Below are 20,840 nucleotides of genomic sequence, written 5' to 3' on the forward strand. Positions count from 1 at the left end.
TGAACACGGCCTGATACAGAAAGCCCTCTTGGTTGCGTGCGATCAGAAAGACGTCGAGAACCAGAGCCGCAGGCCCTGCTGGAACATGTTCACTCCAACGAGCACGCTGTAATCCAGACCGAAGAGCATGGTGCCGGTGTTGAGTTTCGCCCCGATACCGAGTTGCCCCCGGTTGCTGCCAAACGGCGTTCCGGTCACGTAGTACGCAGGCCCGGACGCAGCCAAATCCGCATATGCAAGGCCAGCCTGGCTTTGCCGCGTGAAGTCATGCTGATACTCGATCCGCGCATACGGCATCAGCACACCCCACTGCGTCGGCTGCGTGTACTCGGTACGCAACCCCAAGGTGCCCGATACGGTGTTGACGGTCTGCCCAAAGTACGTCAGCGCGTAGCTGCCCGCGCCGCTCTCGGTGAACGAGCGCAACGATGCGTTGGACACGGCGAATCTGCCGTAAGGTGAAACCAGCCACGCTTTGTCGCGGTGCTCGTACCCGGCGGTCACAGACGCAAATGCCTGCGTGCCGTTGCGGCTGCCGAGCGCAAAATCACCTGCCGCGCCGACCCACCGCCGCGAATCGAAGTTGAGCGTGCCGTAACCGGCAACGCCGTCGATGAAGAGCGCCGGCTGCGGCCGATAGCTGCCGTAGAGCGCGAAGTTATAGCTGTCGCCGGTGCTTCTGGTGCCGTCGCCGCCGATGTCGGTGGAATCATGGCCATAGCCGACGCCCGCTCCGATCGTGACGCGGTCCGACAGGCGATAGTCCGCTCCAAGCGTGACGCCGCCGGTGGTAAAGCGGAATCCTGAGCGCTGCGTCCCTGCCCGGTTGAAACCAAAATCGATGAGGCCGGCAGTCCAGAATGCCAGATCCGCATCGCCGGCGGCAGACGGGTCGGGCGCGTCCTGATCTGCCCCGTCCTTGCGGTTGTTGCCGGAGAGCGAGGGGCTGCCCTGCCGCTTGTCCCGTGCAAGACACTCAGGTGTCTTTGCCAGCGCCCCCTGGCAACGCAGGCTGCCGTCGTCGGCCGGGCGATTTGGCATGGCAACGGAGAGGCCATTCGAAAAGCGCGTTCGCCCCGTGCCATGGAGGTTTTCTAGACGCTGTCCGTAGTTGGCCATCTGCGCGTCGGCAAACCGCCGGGCGGCCTGGATCTGCGCGTTGATCAGGCCGACGACGTCAGGATCGGTCGACGGGTCGGGGCGCGCGGCAACGATCACGCTGAGCGTCGCCGGGTTGGACGCGCCCGACGCATTGCTCAAGGTATAGGTGATGACCGCCGTGCCCGCGAACGCGGCCGCCGGAACGAATTGGATGCTGTACGTGCCGGAACCCGCTGAAGCAGTCTTGAGTACCGACTGCGCGGACGCGGGGGCCGACGACGCAAGGATCGTAGCCGCCCCTGCCGAAGCCGGTGCCACCGAGAGGATCGCCGCTCCGGTATAGGGGGCGCCGGTTGCGCCATCGGTGATATCGACCGTTGCGGTACTCATCGCCGCGACAGTGATCTGGCGCTGGGTCGGGACCACGGGCACAGGCGCCATATTGACCGTCATCGTGTAGCTCTGAGCAGCGGTCGCGCCTCTTGCATCCCTGGCCTGCGCGGTGAAGGTGAAGCTGCCGCTCGCGGTCGGCGTACCAGCAAGCACGCCGCTGCCAGCCAACGTCAGCCCAGCCGGCAGGCTGCCCGCGCTGATGGTGAACGCGTAGGGTGTCGTACCGCCGCTGGCACTGATCGTCTGGTTGTAGGGCGAGCCGACAGTGCCCGCGGCCAAGCTCGTCGTGTTGATGCCAACCCCTGCTGTCACGGTGAGGACATAGCTCTGCGTAGCCGTCGCGTTATTCGCATCCTTGACCTGCACAGCGAAGCTGAAGCTGCCCGCCATCGTCGGCGTGCCGGACAGTGCGCCGCCGCCGGAGAGGCTCAGGCCCGCCGGCAAGGCCCCCGACGACACGTTGAACGTATAGGGCGCTGTGCCGCCGCCAATGCCGATCGTCTGGCTGTAGGCGACGCCGACCTCGCTGTTGCCCAGACTCGTCGTGGTGATGCCGAGCCCGGCTGCCACTGCGACGGTGTAGCTCTGCGTGGCCGTGATGTTGTTCGCATCCTTGACCTGCACGGTGAAAGTCGCGCTACCACCCGCCGTCGGCGTACCGGACAGCGCGCCACCGCTGGACAGGCTCAGGCCTGCCGGCAGGCTGCCGGACGACACCGTGAACGTATAGGGCGCAGTGCCGCCGCCAATGCTGATCGTCTGGCTATAGGCGACGCCGACCTCGCCATTGCCCAGACTCGTCGTGGTGATGCCGAGCCCGGCTGCCACTGTGACGGTGTAGCTCCGTGTGACCAGGATGTTGTTCGCATCCTTGACCTGCACAGTGAAGGTGGAACTCCCACCCGCCGTCGGCGTGCCGGACAGCACGCCACCGCTGGACAGGCTCAGCCCTGTCGGCAACGTGCCGGAGGTTATGCTGAATGTATAAGGCGCAGTACCACCGCTGGCGCTGATCGTCTGGCTGTAGGCCACGCCCACCTCACCGTTGCCCAGGCTCGTCGTACCGATGCTCGGGGCGGCCGCGATGGTGATGGTATAGCTCTGCGTGGCCGTGATGTTGTTCGCATCCTTGACCTGCACGGTGAAGGTGGAACTCCCACCCGCTGTGGGCGTACCGGACAGCACGCCACCGCTGGACAGGCTCAGCCCTGTCGGCAACGTGCCGGAGGTTACGCTGAATGTATAAGGCGCAGTACCACCGCTGGCGCTGATCGTCTGGCTGTACGCCAACCCGACCTCGCCGTTGCCCAGGCTCGTCGTACCAATGCTGGGAGCCGCTGTGATGCTCACCGTATAGCTCTGCGTGGCCGTGATGTTGTTCGCATCCTTGACCTGCACAGTGAAGGTGGAACTCCCACCCGCTGTAGGCGTACCTGACAGCACGCCGCCACTGGACAGGCTCAGCCCTGTCGGCAACGTGCCGGACGACACCGTGAACGTGTAAGGCGTGGTGCCGCCGCTGGCGCTGATCGTCTGGCTGTACACCACGCCCACCTCACCGCTGGCCAGGCTTGCCGTACCAACGCTGGGCGCCGCCGTGATGCTCACCGTATAGCTCTGTGTGGCCGTGACATTGTTGGCATCCTTGACCTGCACCGTGAAGGCGGCACTGCCGCCCGCCGTCGGTGTGCCGGACAGCACGCCACCGCTGGACAGACTCAAGCCTGTCGGCAACGTGCCAGACGACACCGTGAACGTGTAAGGCGTGGTGCCGCCGCTGGCGCTGATCGTCTGGCTGTACACCACGCCCACCTCACCGCTGGCCAGGCTTGCCGTACCAACGCTGGGCGCCGCCGTGATGCTCACCGTATAGCTCTGTGTGGCCGTGACATTGTTGGCATCCTTGACCTGCACCGTGAAGGCGGCACTGCCGCCCGCCGTCGGTGTGCCGGACAGCACGCCACCGCTGGACAGACTCAAGCCTGTCGGCAACGTGCCAGACGACACCGTGAACGTGTAAGGCGTGGTACCACCGCTGGCGCTGATCGTCTGGCTGTACGCCAACCCGACCTCGCCGTTGCCCAGGCTCGTCGTACCAATGCCGGGCGCCGCCGTGATGCTCACCGTATAGCTCTGCGTGGCCGTGATGTTGTTCGCATCCTTGACCTGCACGGTGAAGGTGGAACTCCCACCCGCCGTCGGCGTGCCGGACAGCACGCCGCCACTGGACAGGCTCAGCCCTGTCGGCAGACTGCCGGAGATCACGCTGAACGCATAGGGTGTGGCGCCACCGCTGGCACTGATCGTCTGGCTGTAGGACGCGCCCACCTCGCCGCTGGCCAGGCTTGCCGTACTGATGCTGGGCGCCGCCGAAATGGCGACGGTGTAGCTCTGCGTCGCGGTGACGTTATTGGCATCCTTGACCTGCACCGTGAAGGCGGCACTGCCACCCGCCGTCGGCGTACCGGACAGCACGCCGCCACTGGACAGGTTCAGCCCCGTCGGCAAGGTGCCGGACGACACTGTGAACGTGTAAGGCGTGGTACCACCGCTGGCGCTGATCGTCTGGCTGTACGCCAACCCGACCTCGCCGTTGCCCAGGCTGGCCGTGCTGATGCTCGGGGCCGTCGCGATCGTAACGGTATAGCTCTGCGTGGCCGTGATGTTGTTGGCATCCTTGACCTGTACGGTGAAGGTGGAACTCCCACCCGCTGTGGGCGTGCCGGACAGCACGCCGCCACTGGACAGGCTCAGCCCTGTCGGCAGGCTGCCGGAGACCACGCTGAACGCATAGGGCGTGGTGCCACCGCTCGCGCTAATGGTTTGGCTATACGCCATGCTCACCTCACCGTTGCCCAGGCTTGCCGTACCAATGCTGGGTGCCGCTGTGATGCTCACCGTGTAGCTCTGCGTGGCCGTGACGTTGTTGACGTCCTTAACCTGCACGGTGAAGGTGGAACTGCCACCCGCCGTCGGGGTGCCGGACAGCACGCCGCCACTGGACAGGCTCAAGCCTGTCGGCAACGTGCCAGACGACACCGTGAACGTGTAAGGCGTGGTACCACCGCTGGCGCTGATCGTCTGGCTGTACGCCAACCCGACCTCGCCATTGCCCAGGCTGGCCGTGTTGATGCTCGGGGCCATCGCGATCGTGACGGTGTAGCTCTGCGTGGCCGTGATGTTGTTGGCATCCTTGACCTGTACGGTGAAGGTGGAACTCCCACCCGCTGTGGGCGTGCCGGACAGCACGCCACCACTGGACAGGTTCAGCCCTGTCGGCAAGGTGCCGGACGACACCGTGAACGTATAGGGCGTGGTGCCACCGCTGGCACTGATCGTCTGGCTGTAGGACGCGCCCACCTCGCCGCTGGCCAGGCTTGCCGTACCAATGCTGGGTGCCGCTGTGATGCTCACCGTGTAGCTCTGCGTAGCCGTGACGTTATTGGCGTCCCTAACCTGCACGGTGAAGGTGGAACTGCCGCCCGACGTCGGCGTGCCGGACAGCACGCCACCGCTGGACAGGTTCAGCCCTGTCGGCAAGGTGCCGGACGACACCGTGAACGTATAGGGTGTGGCGCCACCGCTGGCGCTGATCGTCTGGCTATACGCCAACCCGACCTCACCGTTGCCCAGGCTGGCCGTGCTGATACTCGGTGCGGTCGCAATGGTGACGGTATAGCTCTGCGTCGCGGTGTTGCTGTTCGCATCCGTGACCCGCACGGTGAAGGTGGAGCTGCCGCTCGCTGTGGGGGTACCGGACAGCACGCCACCGCTGGACAGGCTCAGCCCTAGCGGCAGGCTGCCGGAGGCCATGCTGAATGTATAGGGCGTGGTACCGCTGCTGGCACTGATCGTCTGGCTGTAGGACGCGCCCACCTCGCCGTTGGCCAGGCTGCCGGTGGTAATCGTCGGCATGGACGGTGCCACCGTCAGCGTGTAACTGCGGCTGCCGGAAAATGGCGCCCCTATGCCGGTCGTACTGTCGGTCGCGCTGATCGTAATGGGAAAGCTGCCGAACACCGTGGGCGTGCCCGACAGTGCACCGCTGTGGATGTTCAAGGACAAACCACTCGGAAGACTGCCGCTCGTGACCAAATAGTTATAGGGCGCCGTACCACCGCTGGCCGTCACGCTCTGGCTATAGCTGCTGTTTTGCGTGGCAGCGGGCAGCGTCGACGGCAACAGCGAGATGGTCGGCGCACTGACCGTGAAGCCGGAGTAGGTCTTGGTGGCGGTGTTGTTGACGTTGTCTTTCACCTGCACGGCGAATGAAAAGGTGCCGGCGGCTGTTGGCGTGCCCGAAATCACGCCGCCGGCAGAGAGGCTCAGGCCGGCAGGCAGGCTGCCCGATGACATGGTGAATGTGTAAGGCGTGGTGCCACCGGTGGCGCTGATCGCCTGACTGTAGGACACGCCCACCGCTGCGCCCGTCAGGCTGCTCGTGGTGATGCTGAGCGGGCTGGTGATGGTGACGGTAACGGTATGGTTGGCTTGAAAGAAGTCCTGCCACACGAAAAAATCGCTGGTGGCACTGTCGCCATTGTTGGTATAGGTGACGTTCTGATCGTTAACGTCCTGCGTGACCGTGCCGTGCGAGGGCGGAGTCGGCAAGAACAAGCTGCCGTTGGTACCTTGACCACTTGTACAGGGGAAGGAGTCAAACGTAAACGAACCGCCCGGTGCCACGGTGATTGTGCTTGGGCAAGTCTGCGCATGCGCTGCAAATGGTGCCAGTCCGATGCTGAAGAGGCACAGCAGCAGCAATGCACGCAGGCAGCCGGCGATGCGGACCATATACGCGCGCGGCCCGCCGCTTGCCCTGAAACCCCTCCGCCCCCTGCCGTCGCATTGCGGCAATGCATCTCGCTCCAGAGCATCCCGCTGCCCGATGGTTGCCCCGGCGCCGGCCACAGACCCGCGCATCCCCCGCGATTGCCTCATTGTTTTGCTCTTTATTATTAAGTCAGCCACATCGCACCGCGCCGCCTGAAAAACAGGCCGCAACACACGATGCCCCCCTGCGGATTAGACGACATGTATGCGCAATGGCAATGCATGCCGGCGCAGAATCATCCGGTGATTACCCGGAAGCGTCAATTACAGGAAGGCGCAGCAAATCCACCCGTTGAATCCAGGATTGCCATCAAACGTCGACTAAATCGACCCTCGGTCAATGCGTATTAATTATTTCGGCTGACGCGGCACTTGCAATGCTCTGCTGACCTATCGCTGCGATCGTTATTCCATTTTCGCTCGCAAACCCGCGTTTCGCTTGGCGTTCCGGCAGTATTGCGCAGAGAACAGGATGAGTGATGGCATCAAACAGGGGCGTTTGAATATCAGTCTGCGTGTTGCGTCTTCATGACAGAGCATGAAACCTAAAACATTCTGTTTAATACCCTAGGTATCGAATTGAACCACCAAAAGGTGGAAAACCCTGACTCAGGCTGCTCAACACTGATATTTATGAAATCCAACGCTTAACTTGACAATCCACCAGATTTAGCTCCCCGCTAGCCAACCCCGCAAACCTGCCTCACCCGCAACCGTCATCGCCAATGCACGCGAATGCTTCTGCCGCGCAAGCCAGCCCAGCGCAATACAACGCTCCGCCACCGCCGCGCCGAGTGCGCCGGCCAGGTGTGGGCGACGCTCGCTCCAATCCATGCAGCCATAGGCAAAGCGGCGACGCCCGACACGCAAGGCTGCAACGTCAATGCCGATTGCCGCAAAGGCGCGCTCGCCTTCGGGCGTGACGGTGTAGGCGGCGTGGGTTGGGTCGAGTTGCTCGAGCCAGCCGCGCGACAGCAGTTTTTCTGAGACCTCGGTACCAAGCTGCCCGGCCAGGTGGTCGTAGCACAGCCGCGCCGCGCGCAGGTTCTCCGGCACGGTCGAGCGGCGCGGGTCGGCCGGCTTCTCGGGCGCAACCACCAGCAGCGATTCGATCATCTCCGCCACCGCCGGAGAGCGCAGCCCGAAGTACTTGTAGCGCCCGCTGGCCAGCGACGTGATGAGCGCGTCAGCTTCCAGCCGGCGCAGGTGCGCGCTGGCGGTAGCGGGCTCCACGCCTGCGCCATAGGCCAGCTCCTTGGCCGTAAGCGAGCGGCCCTCCATCAACAGCAGCAGCATGCGGATGCGCGTCGGATCGCCAATGGTGGCGGCCACCCGGCCGATATCAGGTTGCGTCGCTGGGGAAGATGCGGTCATGGTTCGATGCAGACCAAACTGTTGGGGCGTGACAGGCGCGGGGCCAGTCCAGACAATAGGAGCCATCTTACTCCCGCCCCCGCACCCTCTATCAGGCCGACCGCTGCCATGGACATCACCCTTGCCCCACCCGCCGACCCGCTGCAAGCCATCGTGCACGCTGCCCCAGCACCGTACTACGCGGAACTGGCCGCCACGCGCCCGTTCTTCTTCGATGCCGCGCTCGGCTGGTGGGTTGCCGCCAGCGCCGATGCGGTGGATGCCGTGCTGGGCAACGCCGCCTGCCGCGTCCGCCCCGCAGAAGAGCCCGTACCCAACGCAGTCGCCGCGTCGCCAACGGGCGCGTTCTTCGGTCGCCTTGTCCGGCAGATTGACGGGCCAGATCACGGCACACGCAAAGCCACGGTGATGGCCGCGCTGGGCCGGCTGGATATGGCCGCGCTGGCTGCCCGCACCCATCGGCAAGCGCATGCCGCGCTGCCCGATACGACAGCACTGGACGCCGTGTTGCGCACCGACGCCCATTTCCGCGTGCCGCTGACCACCATCGCGCAAACGCTGCTGGGCGATCAGGCCGACACACAAGCCTGCCAGGCCGACATTGCCGCCTATCTAGCCGCGCTCGGCCCCAACGCCAGCACATCGACCGTCGAACAGGCAGATGCCGCCGTCGGCCGCCTGCAGCAGCGCTTTGCCGATTCGCCGTTCGCCACCAGCGATGACGACGCCGAAATCAGCAACCTCGCTGCCCTGCTTGCGCAAACCTATGACGCGTGTGCCGGGCTGCTCGGCAACAGCATCGTCACGCTGGCGCGGCATCCGGCGCTGGTCGAGCACCTGCACGCGGCATCAGATGCAATCGAGCCCTTCGTGCGAGAAGTCCTGCGCCTGGACGCGCCAGTGCAGAACACGCGCCGCTTTGTCGCCCACGACACCGAACTGTTCGGACAACCCTTGCGCGCGGGTGACCGCATCCTCGTGCTGCTGGCAGCCGCCAATGTGGATGCCGCGGCCAACTCCGACCCGCTGCGCTTTGACATCAATCGCGCCCAGCCACGCCTCTGGACCTTCGGCGGCGGCGCGCACCGCTGCCCGGCCGAAACCCTGGCGGTGGTCATCGCGCGCGAAACCGTGCAGCATCTGCTGCGGCTGCCCGGCATTGCGCGCTGGCTCGCCAACCTTGGCGAGATCGCCTACCGCCCATCGCCCAACGCACGCATCCCTGTGTTCGCCGCCTGATCTGACGTTTCGACAATCTGACCATCCACCAGGAGCCTCGCCATGATCGCCGTCATCTTTGAAGTCGTACCCGCCCCGGGCCAGCGTGATACCTACCTCAACATCGCTGCGCGCCTGAAGCCGTTGCTTGAGCAGATCGACGGCTTCATCTCGGTCGAGCGCTTCCAGAGCCTGACCAACCCCGACAAGCTGCTCTCGCTGTCGTTCTTTCGCGATGAAGAGGCCATCAAGGCGTGGCGCAACCTGGAGCAGCACCGCAGCGCACAGCATGTCGGCCGCGAGAGCGCGTTTGCCGATTACCGCCTGCGCATTGCCCACGTAGTACGCGACTACGGCCTGAACGAGCGCGAACAGGCTCCCACTGACAGCCGCGCCGAGCACGCCTGACCCTGCCGCCAAGCCTGATGTGGCGCCCTCGGGCGTCCGTAGGCATTGCCTTTGCTACACCGTTGCGGAGCCCGCACGAAATGACGCGTCGCACCATGGCGCGTCACATCCGTGCGCAACGATTGCAAAGGAGTTGTCATGTCTACCGCTTTTCACGAGGCCGAACCTGCTTTGCAGGCCACACCAGCCCCTATCGCGCGCAGGCCATCGCACCGGCCAGTGCGCTACGCAGTGGTCGGCGCCGGCTGGATCTCCCAGGCCGCCTTTCTGCCCGGCGTGGCGCATAGCGGCAACTCCGTCGTCACAGCGCTGGTCACGGGTGATGCCGCCAAAGCCAACGCACTCGCCGGGCGCTATGGCATCCAGCACGTCTGTGGTTATGCCGATTACGAGCACTTGCTGACCGGCGGCGAGATCGACGCCATCTACCTCGCGTTGCCCAACGACATGCACCGGCAGTACGCGCTGCCCGCGCTGCAACGCGGCATCCACGTGCTGCTGGAAAAGCCCATGGCCACCAGCGAGGCCGACTGCGAAGCCATGATCGACGCCGCCCGCCACGGCAGCGCCAAGTTGATGATCGCGTACCGGCTGCATTTCGAGCCGGCCACGCTGGCCGCGATTGAACTCGTGCGGGCGGGCAAGCTGGGGCGCATCCGCGCGTTTTCAGCCCTGTTCAGCCAGTCGGTGGCGCCGTCCAATCACCGCGCCAGCCACGGCTACTGGGCGGGCCCGGTATCCGACATGGGCGTGTACCCGATCAACGCTGTACGCAATCTGTTTGGCGAGGAGCCCGTGGAAGTGGCCGCCGTCGGCGTGCGCGATCCGGACCTGAGCTTCAACTTTGACGACACGGTTGCCGTGACACTGCGCTTCGCCGACCAACGCGTCGCGCAGTTCACCGTCAGCTACAGCGCAACGTGGGTCGACCAGTACCGCGTTCTCGGCACCAAGGGCGACCTGGAGGTATCACCGGGTTTTACGTTTGGCGCGGGCCTGCGGCACCGCCTGACGCTCGGCGGCCATACGCACGAACGCGCATTCGACGCCACCAACCAGTTTGGCGGTGAACTGCAGTACTTCTCTGACTGCATCCTGAACGACCTTGAACCGGAACCGAACGGTGAGGAAGGCTTGGCCGACGTGCGCATCCTGGCCGCCATCGAGCGTGCGTTGGAGTCGGGGCAACCGCAAAACCTGGGGCCGTTTCATCGCCACGGCCGCATGGAGGCTGCCCAGGTGCGCAAGCTGCCGGCCGTGTCGGCACCGGAACTGGTGGACGCAGCAGAGCCCAGCGTGGGCTGAAGCAGAAGGCGGCAGTGGAAGGAACAGCGCCCGCAACGAACAGCGGGCGCGGAGTCGTTACAGCTTGATGCGCTGCACAGCGTCACGCATGCGCAGGCGAGTGGATACGTCGGAGTTATTGGTGTTGCCGCTGCCATCGGTTTCCATGGCGTTGTCGCAACGCCATTCGGTGGCAGCACCGCTGTCAGTCAGCGCGCAGACGCGGTGGGTCCAGCGGTCCCACACGAACACATCGCTGCCGGCCTCGCCGGAGAGCAGCGGCTCGAACCGGTACATCCACAAGTACCCGAGACCCAACAGGGTGATTACCAAAATCGCCATCCAGGACGCTTTGATTCGGCGCCACATTGTCATTTCTCCTCGCAGAAGCGCCGCGCCGGACGCGTCAGACTGTGCGTCGCCGTGCTCAAAACACGCGGTGCTTCAAACGCAAATCGTAACATGCGGCGTGCCCGCCCCCTCCCGGCCAGACACCTGAACCATGCGGCGGCGCAGCGTTCCGGGGTGCGCCCAACAGCCTCAGTTGAAGACGTCCTGCCGGTAGCGTCCGGATTGCATCTGCGCAGTCAGCCAGTCCGATGCAGTGGCCAGATCGCTGCCGTAGCGCGCCTGGTGCATGCGGATAAGCGTGTCGCGCACGGCCGGCGCCATGGCGCGTCCATCGCCGCAAACGTACAGCGTGGCACCCGCGTCGAATGCGGCCCATACGGCTTCGCGCGCATCCCACAGGGCGTGCTGCACGAAGCGATGCAGGTGCTCGTCCACACATGAGTACGCCTGGAAGACGCGCACCACGCCTGCATCTTCCCAGGAGCGCAGGGCATCGCGATACAGAAAGTCGTGCTCAGGATGCCTGCAGCCGAAACACAGCAGCGATGTCGCAACAGTCTCGCCTGCTGCCCGCTGCGTAGCACGCTCCTCCAGGAAGCCCCGGAATGGCGCGACGCCCGTGCCGGCACAGATCAGCACCATCGGCTTGCTGGCGTCCGCATCGGGCGCGAATGGCGGGTTGGGCGTGCGCACCGTGGTGGCAATCTCCGCGCCGGCCTGCAACTGCGTCAAGTAGTTCGATGCCGTGCCGCGATACGTGCCGACGCCCGACCACGCCGGCCCCGACACCGTGCCCACCGTCAGCGCGGCCACATCCGGCGAAACACGCGCCGATGAGGCGATCGAATAGAAGCGCGGCCGCATCGCCCCCAGGCGCGCGAGGAAACCCTCCAGCGTCAATTCGATGGCAGGAAAGCGGATCAGCAAATCCAGCACGCTCACGTGCGCGGCCTGGATGTCCTGATCGAAGCGTTGCGCGGCCGCCTCCCCTTCGATCCACACGGCAAGCTGGCTGCGCGTGAACGGGCAGCGTGTGGTTGCGTGCAGCGCAGCGATGTCGCGCGCAGTCGCGGTGTCCTGCAGCTCGACAAAGTCGCGCAGCAACTGACGCACCGTCACTGGCTGGTTGAGCGGCAAGTGCCGCACATGGGCATGCTGCGCCGTCAGCGTGACGAGCGCCTCGCCTTCCAGGCCAAGCCGGGCGATGGCCGCCTCGACGCGGTCATCGGCGTTGCGTGGGTAGACAGCGAGGTGGTCGCCGGTAGCGTAGGTCGCACCTTCGGGCAGCCGCACGGTCAGGTGACGCGTCGGGCCGCGTGGTGCCTCCCGGGCGAAATCCCACAGGCCGGTTGGATCGCTGACGAGCTCTTCGTTGGCCAGCACGGTCATGCTGCGTGCCGCAACCGGCAACACGGCGGCGCGTACTGCGTCGGGGGCAAGGTATTGCACGCTCACGGCGGCAGCATCGGTCTGCACCTGACGCGTGCCGAGGGTGCTCCATAGATTGCGCGTCCAGGCATCGACGGCAGCATCGAAGCCGCCGTTGCCGTCGGCCTCGCCGCGCGGCACGATGGCTTGCGCGCCGGACGCGGCCAGCATCGCTTCCACACGCTTGGGAAACGCCTGGAACGCCGGCCACTGCGAATTGCCGCACCCCAGCACGGCATAGCGCAAGCCGGGCGCCTGCCGGACCAGCGCATCGGCCGAGTCGAGCCGCGCCTCCAGCGTGCGGGCACTGTCCGGCGCTCGGCCGTTATAGGTGGCGGCTACAACAACCAACGTACCCTGCTGCGGCAACGCATCGGCAACGGCATCCAGCGGCGCCACCTTGGCATCAAAGCCGACACGCGACGCGGTGGCGGCAATTTGCTCGGCAATGTCCTGGCATGTGCCGAGGCTGCCGCCGTACAGCACGTGCATCGGCTCCCCACCGCCGGCCAGCGTGGTTTGTGCATCGGCATCCACCGCCGAGTGGGCCTGCGACGGCATCGAAACCAGCAGCCGCTCGCGCGCGTTGCGCAGCCGCGCACGCAGGCGGAAGCCGTCCGGTTTGAGCGTCAGCGTCTCCTTGATGTGGAACGCATAGTCATGCGGATCTGACAGCGCAAAACGCTGCAGGATCACGGCCAGCGCCAGCTTGGCCTCAGTCAGCGCGAACTGGCGGCCGATACAGGCGCGCTCGCCGTTGCCGAAGGGCTTGTAGGCATGCGGGTGGATGCGGGCTTCGTTCTCGGGCAGGAAGCGGTCGATGTCGAACACTTCAGGGCGATCCCACACGGCGGGGTCGCGGTGCAAGGCCATCAGTAGCGTCACCACGCGCTGATCCTTGCGGATGGCGTAGCGGCCACCGATGCGCGTGTCTTCGTACGGCGCCACGCCAAAGCTGGGGGCCGTGGGCCACAGGCGCAGCGTCTCCTTGAGCACACGCTCGATCACGTCGAGCTGCGCGAGGTGCGCGTACTGCGGCACGGTGTCGCCCGGGAGTACGCGATCGACCTCGGCATACGCCTGCGCCAGAACGGCCGGGTGGCGCAGCAGCATGTACAGCGCGAACGTCAGCAGCCCGCTGGTGGTCTCGTGCCCTGCAATCAGGAAGGTGATGACCTGGAAGCGGATGTTGGTGTCGTCCAGCGGCAGGTCCGTCACCGGATCGCGCGCATTGAGCATCAACCCCAGCAGGTCGCTCGCCCCCATGCCGCCATCCTGCGCTTGGCGGCGCTTGCGGATCACCTCATCCACCAGCTGGTGCATGGCGGCCACGTCCTGCTCAAAGCGGCGATGGTGCTCATGCATGAAGCGATCTTTGAACGGCAAGCGTGTGAGCTTGCCCATTGCCTCGGACAGCACGCCCGCCATGGCTTCCAGGAATGGATGCAGCTCGGGCGTCTTGAACGAATCAAAGCGGTATCCGAAGCCGGCCAGCGAGATGGTGTCGAGCGTAAGCCGCGTCATGTCGTCGGCAACGGAGATGTCAGCGTCGGGGCCTTGGCGCGTCCATTTGTCGGCCAGCGCGTTGGCCACTTCGAGCATCACGTCGAAGTAGCCCTTCATGGCGCGCTGGCTGAAGGCCGGCAGCAGGATGCGGTGCGCCTTGCCCCAGTTGGGCTCGTCCTGGTGCGCGGTGAAGAGGCCGTCGCCAGCCCCGGCACGCAGGAAGGACAGCGGCGGGCCGATCAGCTTGCGAAAGCGCGTTTCATCGCACAGCTCGGCCACCAGATCGGCGGAATAGACGAACGGGACGCAGCGGCCGACAAAGTCGAGCTGGTACAGGCCTTGGGGAAACTGACGGCTGATCTCCAGAAACGTCTGGGCCACGCGGTCTCTGGGCAGTTGAAGCAGGTTGCCCAACCACGGCAGGCCCTTGGGCTGCGGGATGGGCTCCGCCGCTGCGGAGGAGGCGTTGGCGGGCAACTCGGAGGCAGAACGCATGCGCGGTCGACTGCGAAAATGGGTTGTCTGCCAATGTACGCGCCGCCCGGTGCAGTATCAAACGCCATCGCCGTGTTTGAATGCCGCCCCCTAAAAGTACATCGGGCGACCCGTGGGCCGCCCGATCTGGGGTACTGCAATGTGGTGATCAGCGATTGCGCTGCGACGCATTGAACGGCGCGTTGACCTGGGCTTCCAACGCGCGGATCTGGCGCTGCAGTTCGTCCACGCGGGCGCGGGCGGCGCGGCGCTCCGCATCCAGCGTATCGGCTTCGGCGCGGGCAACCTTCTGGCGCTCCTGCGCCTGGGCCTGCTGCTGGCGCTGGATGTCCAGGTCAGTCTTCAGGCCGCGCAGCTTTTCTTCCTGTGCGGCGATCTGGCGCTCGGAGCGCTCCTTCTGGGCTTCCAGACGGATGCGCTGCAGCTCCAGATCGGCCATCGTGCGCGTCTGCTTGGCGAAGTCGTTGTACAGGCGCTCGGCGGAGGCTTCGTTGGTGGTCTTGATGACGCGCCAGAGGTCCTTCTGCTGGAACAGCGTCACGTAATACGTCAGGTCGCTCTGGGCAAACAGCAGGCTGGCGCCGTAGGCCCCGTTGTAAGTGGTACGCAGTTCAGACAACTCGTGGGCCTGCATGCGACGCTGCAGATCCAGCACGGAACTGTTGCCGGCCCCATTGCTGACCGGGCTCTCGGCACGGGCGGTGCTGTTGCTGGCAGCGGGCGTGCTGGCGGCAGCCGTTGCGGTGGTCTGGCCAACGGTAGCGGTCAGTGCCGGCACCGACGCGGCTGCGGCAATCGGTGCGATGGCGGTGGGCGGCGCTGCCGGGCTCTGCGCCACGGCCGATGTGCAGGCGGTCCCGCCCGCCATGGCTGCCATCGCGGCCGCGATGGCCAATCCCCTCTGAAACGCCTGTTGCGACGCTTTCCCTGACTGTTTTGTTGTTGTCATCTCGACCCTGTGGATTCTGCGCAGGTGTTGCAGCCGAAAACTATACGCGATCCGCCGCCCGAGTGGCACGCTGGGGGCACCGTCGGGCGGGAGGGTGTTGTTTGGCGTCACTCCAGTTCACGCAACTCGGTTTCGCCGTCGGCGATCTGGTATTTGCGCATCTTTTCCCACAGTACCTTGCGGCTGATGCCCAGGGTGGCGGCGGTGTCCTGGCGGCGCCAGTTGTTGGCGTCCAGTGCAGCCAATATGCGGCGGCGCTCCTCATCGCTGCCATTGCCGCGATCGTGGCCGTTACCGCTATTGCCTCCATTGCCGCCATGGGTCTCGCGCTCGAAGGCGTCGCGCTGGAGGCCTGCAAACAGGGGCAGGATACGGGCTTCGTCCCAGCGGCCGAACTGGCGCAGGGTAATGCCGAGGCGCTCAGCCAGGTTGCGCAACTCGCGCACATTGCCGGCAAAGTACGCGCGGCCGACTGACGCCCTCACCCACTCCGGCACCGGCGGCATGCTCTCGTAGGTCTTGTCGCCCAGCAAATGCCGCAGGAAAGACAGCAGCAGCGCCACCTTGTCGTCTGCACCGCGCTGCTCCAGGCTTGGGATGCGCAGCTCGATCACGGCCAGGCGGAAGTACAAGTCTGCCCGGAACTGACCCCTGGCCACCATCTCGCGCAGGTTCTTATTGGTGGCCGCCACCAACCGGAAATCCAGCTTCACGGGTACAGTCGAGCCCAGCCGCGTGCATTCGCTGTCTTCCAGCACGCGCAGCAGCTTGACCTGCTGATAGAGCGGCAGATCGCCCAGTTCATCGAGGAACAGCGTGCCGCCGTTGGCTTGCTCGAAATAGCCGCGGTGCGCATACATGGCACCGGTGAACGCACCCTTGGCATGGCCAAAGAACTGCGATTCGAACAGTCCATCCGGAATGGCGCCACAGTTGACCGCCACAAACGGGCCCTTGCCATACATGCTGTTCTTGTCGTGCAGCAGGCGGGCGATGCGCTCCTTGCCAGCACCCGTCTCGCCGTAGAGCATGACGTTGCTGTCGCAGTCGGCAAAGGTGTCGACCTGCTCCAGCAGCCCGTGCATGGCGGGCGATGCAGCCACGAGGTCGCTCTGGTCTGGCGCCTGGTCTTGCGCCGACGACATCGATGGCAAGACCTTGCTGATCTGCGCGCGCAGCTCGGTGGCGCCAAAGTCCGGGCCAAGCACGTACGTATATTCGGGCGGGAAGCGGCTCGAATCATGCTGCGTGTCGGCCGCCACCCAGATCACAGGCATGCCCTGCGCTGCCTGCCAATCGAGCACCGTAAAGCCGCCGCTTTCCACCACCGACGCACTGATGACGGCCACCGCCGGCTTCAGGCGCGGCTCGGCCGGCTGGAAATCGATGCCGCCCGCGCGGATCACCTCCGCCCCAAACGGCGCCATGAACCGCGTTACGCGGTCGGCAATATCGTGACGACCTTCCCAGACGAATATCTCAAGCGTTTCGTACGCCCAGCGATCGGTTTTCATGTCGTCGCTTCCATGTCAGAAAACCAGCTCAACCGCATCGCAGTCGAGCGAGAGGAGTTTGATATCGGCATAGCCCACTTGGATGCCGAGGAGTTCGAGGAGAGGGGTCAGAATGGTATCGAGCGTCGTCCCGACCAGAGCCAACACGGGCGCAACAAGGAGCATGCCGGCTTGACCCAGGGGAATGGTTCCTACAAGCGGAAGCGTCGCGTTTAGCTGAACCTGCGTCAGATTGTTGTTCAAGATGGAGCCAAAGACGGCCTGCGTCGCAACACGGGGTGGAGAGTTACCGCTCGTATCCGTTTGGGGATTCAATCCGATCTGCGTTGCGGCAATTGTTTCGTCGCCCCAATTGGAGTTGGCGGTCGGTGACACGTTGGCTTTGATGCTTACGGCCCCGAGAAGCCCCAAATCCACCAAGGGCGCAGGAGATGCTCCCGCACAATTCATTGCACCACTGACCGCAGTATCCGCACCAGTTGCAATACACATCGACACAGGCTGCGGTTGCGCAGAAATCGTCGCTGTCGAACTCGTGCGAGGGACTGTGCAACTCGTCGACTTTGCGTGTGCTTGTGCTCCAGCCACTTGCAAGCCAATCGGCAAACTCACAGCAAGCAAGCCCGGGGCACCAACCACGACCCCCACTCCCAAACGCACCTGCGCCGTCCGCGCCTGCGTCTTCCACTGCCCCATATTCGGCCCCGAAAGAAATTGCCCCGGCGGTCCAACGGCGATGGTTGGCGGCTCAATGATCTTCAACGACAGCGTGACCGAACCCAGCCCGACAAGGTTCAACGTGACTGGCGCCACATTCACCGCTGACTGGCTATTGGCGATCTGTGCGGCGGTTGTCAGCAAATCGAGCACATTCACAGTGGCATTCAGCGCTGCTTGCTCATTGCCAGCGAGTGCCAGCACCGACAGCAGCCCCGGCGATGACGTGCCACCGTCGCCGATGTTGATCGGCACATTCAGGTCGCTGCCATACGACAGCGTATTGCTGGCCCCCGCCCCACCCACCGACACCCCCGCCAGCCCTGACTGCGACGCCACCGAGATCACACTGGTGAAGAAGCTGCCCAAGCTCGGCGACAGCGCCAGCAACTCCTGCATGGAGCCCGCTCCGAGCGCCACGGCCAGATCCGCAAGCCGGATGTTGGTCGTGGCCAGCCCCTGATATGAGGCGGCATCAAGGTTAAGGTTGGTGTGCAGCAGATACCCGAGCAGTTGGTTCAGCAATCCGTTGTTGACGGACGCCAGCCCCGAGCCGAGCGAGAACGATACGATGGACGTATTCTTCGCAATGGCCGTTGCCTGCAACTGGCGCTTCCCAACCAGGAAGAAATACGGCACGTTCTGCGTGATCGTCACCTGCGCAGCGTTGGTGTTGCCGTCCACGGCGGCTTGCGCAGTGAAGTACGTCGGCGCCGTGCCGGTACTGGCATCCCACACCCCCGGCACCACCGCCAGCGTGACGTTGGTGCCATCGACCGTCAGCCCGTTCTGCTGTACCGCAAGCTGCGCGGGAGGGGGCGTGTTGTTGAACAAATCCAACCGCTGCACAGCCGCAGTCGCCGCAAGATCCGCAGCACTCTGCAATGCCCGCTGCGAATAGAACAGGTTACCGAGGTCGACCGACACCAACACCGCCAGCCCGATCGTCGCCACAAAGGCCGCCGTGAGCACGCTGATGGCACCGCGCACGCGGCGGTGCAATGCGGCTGAATCACGAAGACGGAGAGCGCGCCGATTCACGATGGCAACTCAGCGGGTCGACGGTTGCGCCGCGTTGCCGGTGGAAGACCGCCCACCAGACTGCGCCTGCGTCATACCAGGCATCGGCCTGCTGAACGTTTCGAGATAACGCTGATACGCCAGCGATGCCTCTTCGCCGCGCAAGGGCGCCAACTCGCCCGCGTAAGTCCCTTCGCGCTGTGCCTTGAGCAGCGCGCGCGTGGCTACGTTGACTCTGCCATCAACCTTGGGCTCGGGCGCTTCGGCACTCTGTGGACCTGAACCGCTAAAGCCCTGTGCGGCCACCGCGCCGCTCGCCAGCCATGCAGCCATGCAGACGGTCAGGAGAATTCGTTGGATCATTGCGCAGTCTCCAGGGAGTCGAGCAAGCGCCCACGCTGAAATGCAAACGCTGCAGTCGATGGACGTGGGGCATTGGCAGCAGCCATGGCGGGCATGGCGCGCGGCACAACCGGCACGCTCTCACGGGCCAGACGCCGATCGCGCCAGGCGCTCTTCACGCGCACCACGTCCTCGTCGATGGCTTTGCGCGCGGTGGGGCTCAGCTGCGCATGTGCCGCCAGCGATGCCGCATCATCCTTGCGATCGTTCGCGGCCAGCCAGATGACCAGGTTGCCGGCGATCTTCGGGCTGGATCCCGCCATCTGCTGTGCCTGCATGAGCGGCACACGTGCCTGCTCAACCTCGCCGGCGCGCATCAGGGCGTAACCAAGATCGCTTTCGGTGTTGGCGTCGGTCGGGTTGGCCTGTGCGGCCACCTGCAGACAGCGCGAGGCTTCTGCAAAGTTGCCCTGCCTGCCTGCGGTGATCCCCAGACCGCGCCAGGCGCCCGCGTTGAGCAGCGCGCCCTGTGTGCCAGCACCCATGCTCGACGTGGCGGAAATCACTGCGCGGTAGCCCGCTTCGGCTGCCGCGGGCTGGTCGGTCTCACGCAGGGCGTCGGCACGCATCAGCAAGACTTCGGGCGCGCGGCCATAGCGCTGCTCGTAGGCATCGATATGCGCCAGTGATGCGTAGTACAGCCCCTGCTCCTGCATCTTGCGAATCAGCGACACATACGTTGCCGGGCTGCTGATCTCGGCCTTTTCCTCCGTCTGACGCAGACGGGCAACCTCAATGTCGGCCTCGGCGCGTCGGCTCATGTCGGAACCGGCCATCGAACCACACCCCGCCAGCACCGACAGCGCTGCCAGCGCGCAGGCAGTGCCCCCACGCATGACGTTCTGGATTGTCCTCACCTCACCCCCCTCCTGCGATATGTGTCAGGCTGCGCATCACGCCCATGAATCCGGGCCCCGCCGTGATGATCAGCAGCGCTGGCAGCAGCGTGATGACCATCACCATGGTCATCTTCACGGTCAGCTTGCCGATGCGCTCCTTCATGCGCGCGCGGCGGTTCTCCTGCAGGCGCAAGCCGAACTGGCGTAGCGGCTCCTGCACGGCGCCACCAAAACGGTCCACTTGCGTAAGCAGCGTGATGAGACCTTTCAAGTCTTCGCTGTCGAACAACAGAGAGATGCGCAATAGCGTTTGCTCGCGCGGGCGCCCCGACGCGAACTGCTGGTTGGCACGTCCGAACTCGCTGGCCAGCACCGGCAACATACTGTGGAATTCGCTGGCAATGACCTGCAGGCTCTGGTCAATCGACAGGCCCACTCCCTGCAGCAGCCGCAGCATGTCGACCATTGCAGGCAGTTCGTCATCGACACGGCGGCGGCGGTCTTGCGAGCGCTGCTTGAGAATCCACTTGGGCGCCAGATAGCCAAGCGCAAAACCGACGAACGCCCACAACAACCCCTTGGCCACGGTGGGGGCCAGGAGAAAACTCACCACCGCCAGCACGGGTGGCAGCACCATGCGCACGCCACCAAACAGCGTGCGGACATACTCGCCGTAGAAACCACACTCTTCCAGCAGCTTGCGATCGTCTTCGGTAACGATGCGCTGGCCCAGCGGCGTATCGATCCAGCGCTGACCAACCTTGGCGATCTGCTGCTGAAGTTGCTGCGCCTCGCGCAAGCCATGCACGCGCGGCTTGGCAGCCGGCGCCACCGGCACCGCAGATGCGCCTGACGCCGTCGCGCGCAAGTCAGACAACGCCGTGTCGAGCTTGCGTACGCTGCGCTGGCGCATCAGCACTGAGCGCACGGCAATGCCGCCAAACAGCAATACACCGGCTGCAGCTGCGGTCAGGCTGAGGGTGAGGAACACGTCGTCCATGCCGCCCC

The 20,840-nt window shown here is 64.9% G+C and carries 13 protein-coding genes; 3 read left to right on the forward strand and 10 right to left on the reverse strand.

Annotated elements, in window-relative coordinates; genetic code table 11:
• Nucleotides 1-42: 42 nt before the first annotated feature.
• Together ACS13N_RS17790 and ACS13N_RS17795 are read right to left on the reverse strand one after the other, a co-directional pair.
• Complete coding sequence (locus tag ACS13N_RS17790) at nucleotides 43-6,105, reverse strand: putative Ig domain-containing protein (RefSeq protein ID WP_438932948.1); 6,063 nt, start codon at nucleotides 6,103-6,105, stop codon at nucleotides 43-45.
• A gap of 891 nt (nucleotides 6,106-6,996) precedes the next feature.
• On the reverse strand, nucleotides 6,997-7,701 hold the full coding sequence (locus ACS13N_RS17795; protein WP_438932949.1) for an ArsR/SmtB family transcription factor: 705 nt from the start codon (nucleotides 7,699-7,701) through the stop codon (nucleotides 6,997-6,999).
• Between the two features lie 108 nt (nucleotides 7,702-7,809).
• Between ACS13N_RS17795 and ACS13N_RS17800 the strand changes: the two genes are divergently transcribed.
• The 3 genes from ACS13N_RS17800 to ACS13N_RS17810 all read left to right on the forward strand — a co-directional run bounded on the left by ACS13N_RS17800 (nucleotide 7,810) and on the right by ACS13N_RS17810 (nucleotide 10,632).
• Nucleotides 7,810-8,940, forward strand: a complete 1,131-nt coding sequence (locus ACS13N_RS17800) for a cytochrome P450 (RefSeq protein ID WP_438932950.1) — start codon at nucleotides 7,810-7,812, stop codon at nucleotides 8,938-8,940.
• Between the two features lie 42 nt (nucleotides 8,941-8,982).
• A complete protein-coding gene (locus ACS13N_RS17805) occupies nucleotides 8,983-9,327 on the forward strand; it encodes an antibiotic biosynthesis monooxygenase family protein (protein WP_438932951.1) in 345 nt (114 codons plus the stop codon).
• A 138-nt stretch (nucleotides 9,328-9,465) separates the two neighbouring features.
• A complete protein-coding gene (locus tag ACS13N_RS17810; RefSeq protein WP_438932952.1) occupies nucleotides 9,466-10,632 on the forward strand; it encodes a Gfo/Idh/MocA family protein in 1,167 nt (388 codons plus the stop codon).
• Between the two features lie 57 nt (nucleotides 10,633-10,689).
• Here the strand turns inward: ACS13N_RS17810 and ACS13N_RS17815 are convergent, their stop codons facing one another.
• The 8 genes from ACS13N_RS17815 to ACS13N_RS17850 all read right to left on the reverse strand — a co-directional run bounded on the left by ACS13N_RS17815 (nucleotide 10,690) and on the right by ACS13N_RS17850 (nucleotide 20,832).
• Entirely contained in the window at nucleotides 10,690-10,980 is a 291-nt protein-coding gene (locus ACS13N_RS17815; protein ID WP_438932953.1) for a hypothetical protein, read from the reverse strand.
• A gap of 171 nt (nucleotides 10,981-11,151) precedes the next feature.
• Nucleotides 11,152-14,391 carry a bifunctional cytochrome P450/NADPH--P450 reductase gene (locus ACS13N_RS17820; protein ID WP_438932954.1) on the reverse strand — a complete coding sequence of 1,080 codons (3,240 nt, stop codon included), beginning with the start codon at nucleotides 14,389-14,391 and terminating at the stop codon, nucleotides 11,152-11,154.
• Between the two features lie 148 nt (nucleotides 14,392-14,539).
• The gene (locus ACS13N_RS17825) at nucleotides 14,540-15,340 is read right to left on the reverse strand and encodes a DUF2968 domain-containing protein (RefSeq protein ID WP_438932955.1); all 801 of its coding nucleotides are present in this window, start codon (nucleotides 15,338-15,340) and stop codon (nucleotides 14,540-14,542) included.
• A 107-nt stretch (nucleotides 15,341-15,447) separates the two neighbouring features.
• Complete coding sequence (locus tag ACS13N_RS17830; protein WP_438932956.1) at nucleotides 15,448-16,854, reverse strand: sigma 54-interacting transcriptional regulator; 1,407 nt, start codon at nucleotides 16,852-16,854, stop codon at nucleotides 15,448-15,450.
• A gap of 15 nt (nucleotides 16,855-16,869) precedes the next feature.
• Nucleotides 16,870-18,561 (reverse strand): TadG family pilus assembly protein, encoded by a 1,692-nt coding sequence (locus tag ACS13N_RS17835; protein WP_438932957.1) that lies wholly within the window; start codon nucleotides 18,559-18,561, stop codon nucleotides 16,870-16,872.
• A 60-nt stretch (nucleotides 18,562-18,621) separates the two neighbouring features.
• The gene (locus ACS13N_RS17840; RefSeq protein WP_438932958.1) at nucleotides 18,622-18,954 is read right to left on the reverse strand and encodes a DUF3613 domain-containing protein; all 333 of its coding nucleotides are present in this window, start codon (nucleotides 18,952-18,954) and stop codon (nucleotides 18,622-18,624) included.
• Complete coding sequence (locus tag ACS13N_RS17845) at nucleotides 18,951-19,829, reverse strand: hypothetical protein (protein ID WP_438932959.1); 879 nt, start codon at nucleotides 19,827-19,829, stop codon at nucleotides 18,951-18,953. The genes ACS13N_RS17840 and ACS13N_RS17845 overlap by 4 nt, the downstream gene beginning before the upstream one ends.
• Before the next feature lie 22 nt (nucleotides 19,830-19,851).
• Nucleotides 19,852-20,832 (reverse strand): type II secretion system F family protein, encoded by a 981-nt coding sequence (locus ACS13N_RS17850; protein WP_438932960.1) that lies wholly within the window; start codon nucleotides 20,830-20,832, stop codon nucleotides 19,852-19,854.
• Nucleotides 20,833-20,840: the final 8 nt, after the last annotated feature.

The sequence above is a fragment of the Ralstonia sp. 24A2 genome, from assembly GCF_051783885.1.
Lineage (GTDB): Bacteria > Pseudomonadota > Gammaproteobacteria > Burkholderiales > Burkholderiaceae > Ralstonia.

What these genes read in the sequence shown, in the direction of transcription:
- ACS13N_RS17795 (WP_438932949.1), bottom strand. Translation starts at nt 7,701, where the DNA reads ATGACCGCATCTTCCCCAGCGACGCAACCTGATATCGGCCGGGTGGCC.
- ACS13N_RS17800 (WP_438932950.1), top strand. Translation starts at nt 7,810, where the DNA reads ATGGACATCACCCTTGCCCCACCCGCCGACCCGCTGCAAGCCATCGTG.
- ACS13N_RS17805 (WP_438932951.1), top strand. Translation starts at nt 8,983, where the DNA reads ATGATCGCCGTCATCTTTGAAGTCGTACCCGCCCCGGGCCAGCGTGAT.
- ACS13N_RS17810 (WP_438932952.1), top strand. Translation starts at nt 9,466, where the DNA reads ATGTCTACCGCTTTTCACGAGGCCGAACCTGCTTTGCAGGCCACACCA.
- ACS13N_RS17815 (WP_438932953.1), bottom strand. Translation starts at nt 10,980, where the DNA reads ATGTGGCGCCGAATCAAAGCGTCCTGGATGGCGATTTTGGTAATCACC.
- ACS13N_RS17820 (WP_438932954.1), bottom strand. Translation starts at nt 14,391, where the DNA reads ATGCGTTCTGCCTCCGAGTTGCCCGCCAACGCCTCCTCCGCAGCGGCG.
- ACS13N_RS17825 (WP_438932955.1), bottom strand. Translation starts at nt 15,340, where the DNA reads ATGACAACAACAAAACAGTCAGGGAAAGCGTCGCAACAGGCGTTTCAG.
- ACS13N_RS17830 (WP_438932956.1), bottom strand. Translation starts at nt 16,854, where the DNA reads ATGAAAACCGATCGCTGGGCGTACGAAACGCTTGAGATATTCGTCTGG.
- ACS13N_RS17840 (WP_438932958.1), bottom strand. Translation starts at nt 18,954, where the DNA reads ATGATCCAACGAATTCTCCTGACCGTCTGCATGGCTGCATGGCTGGCG.
- ACS13N_RS17845 (WP_438932959.1), bottom strand. Translation starts at nt 19,829, where the DNA reads ATGCGTGGGGGCACTGCCTGCGCGCTGGCAGCGCTGTCGGTGCTGGCG.
- ACS13N_RS17850 (WP_438932960.1), bottom strand. Translation starts at nt 20,832, where the DNA reads ATGGACGACGTGTTCCTCACCCTCAGCCTGACCGCAGCTGCAGCCGGT.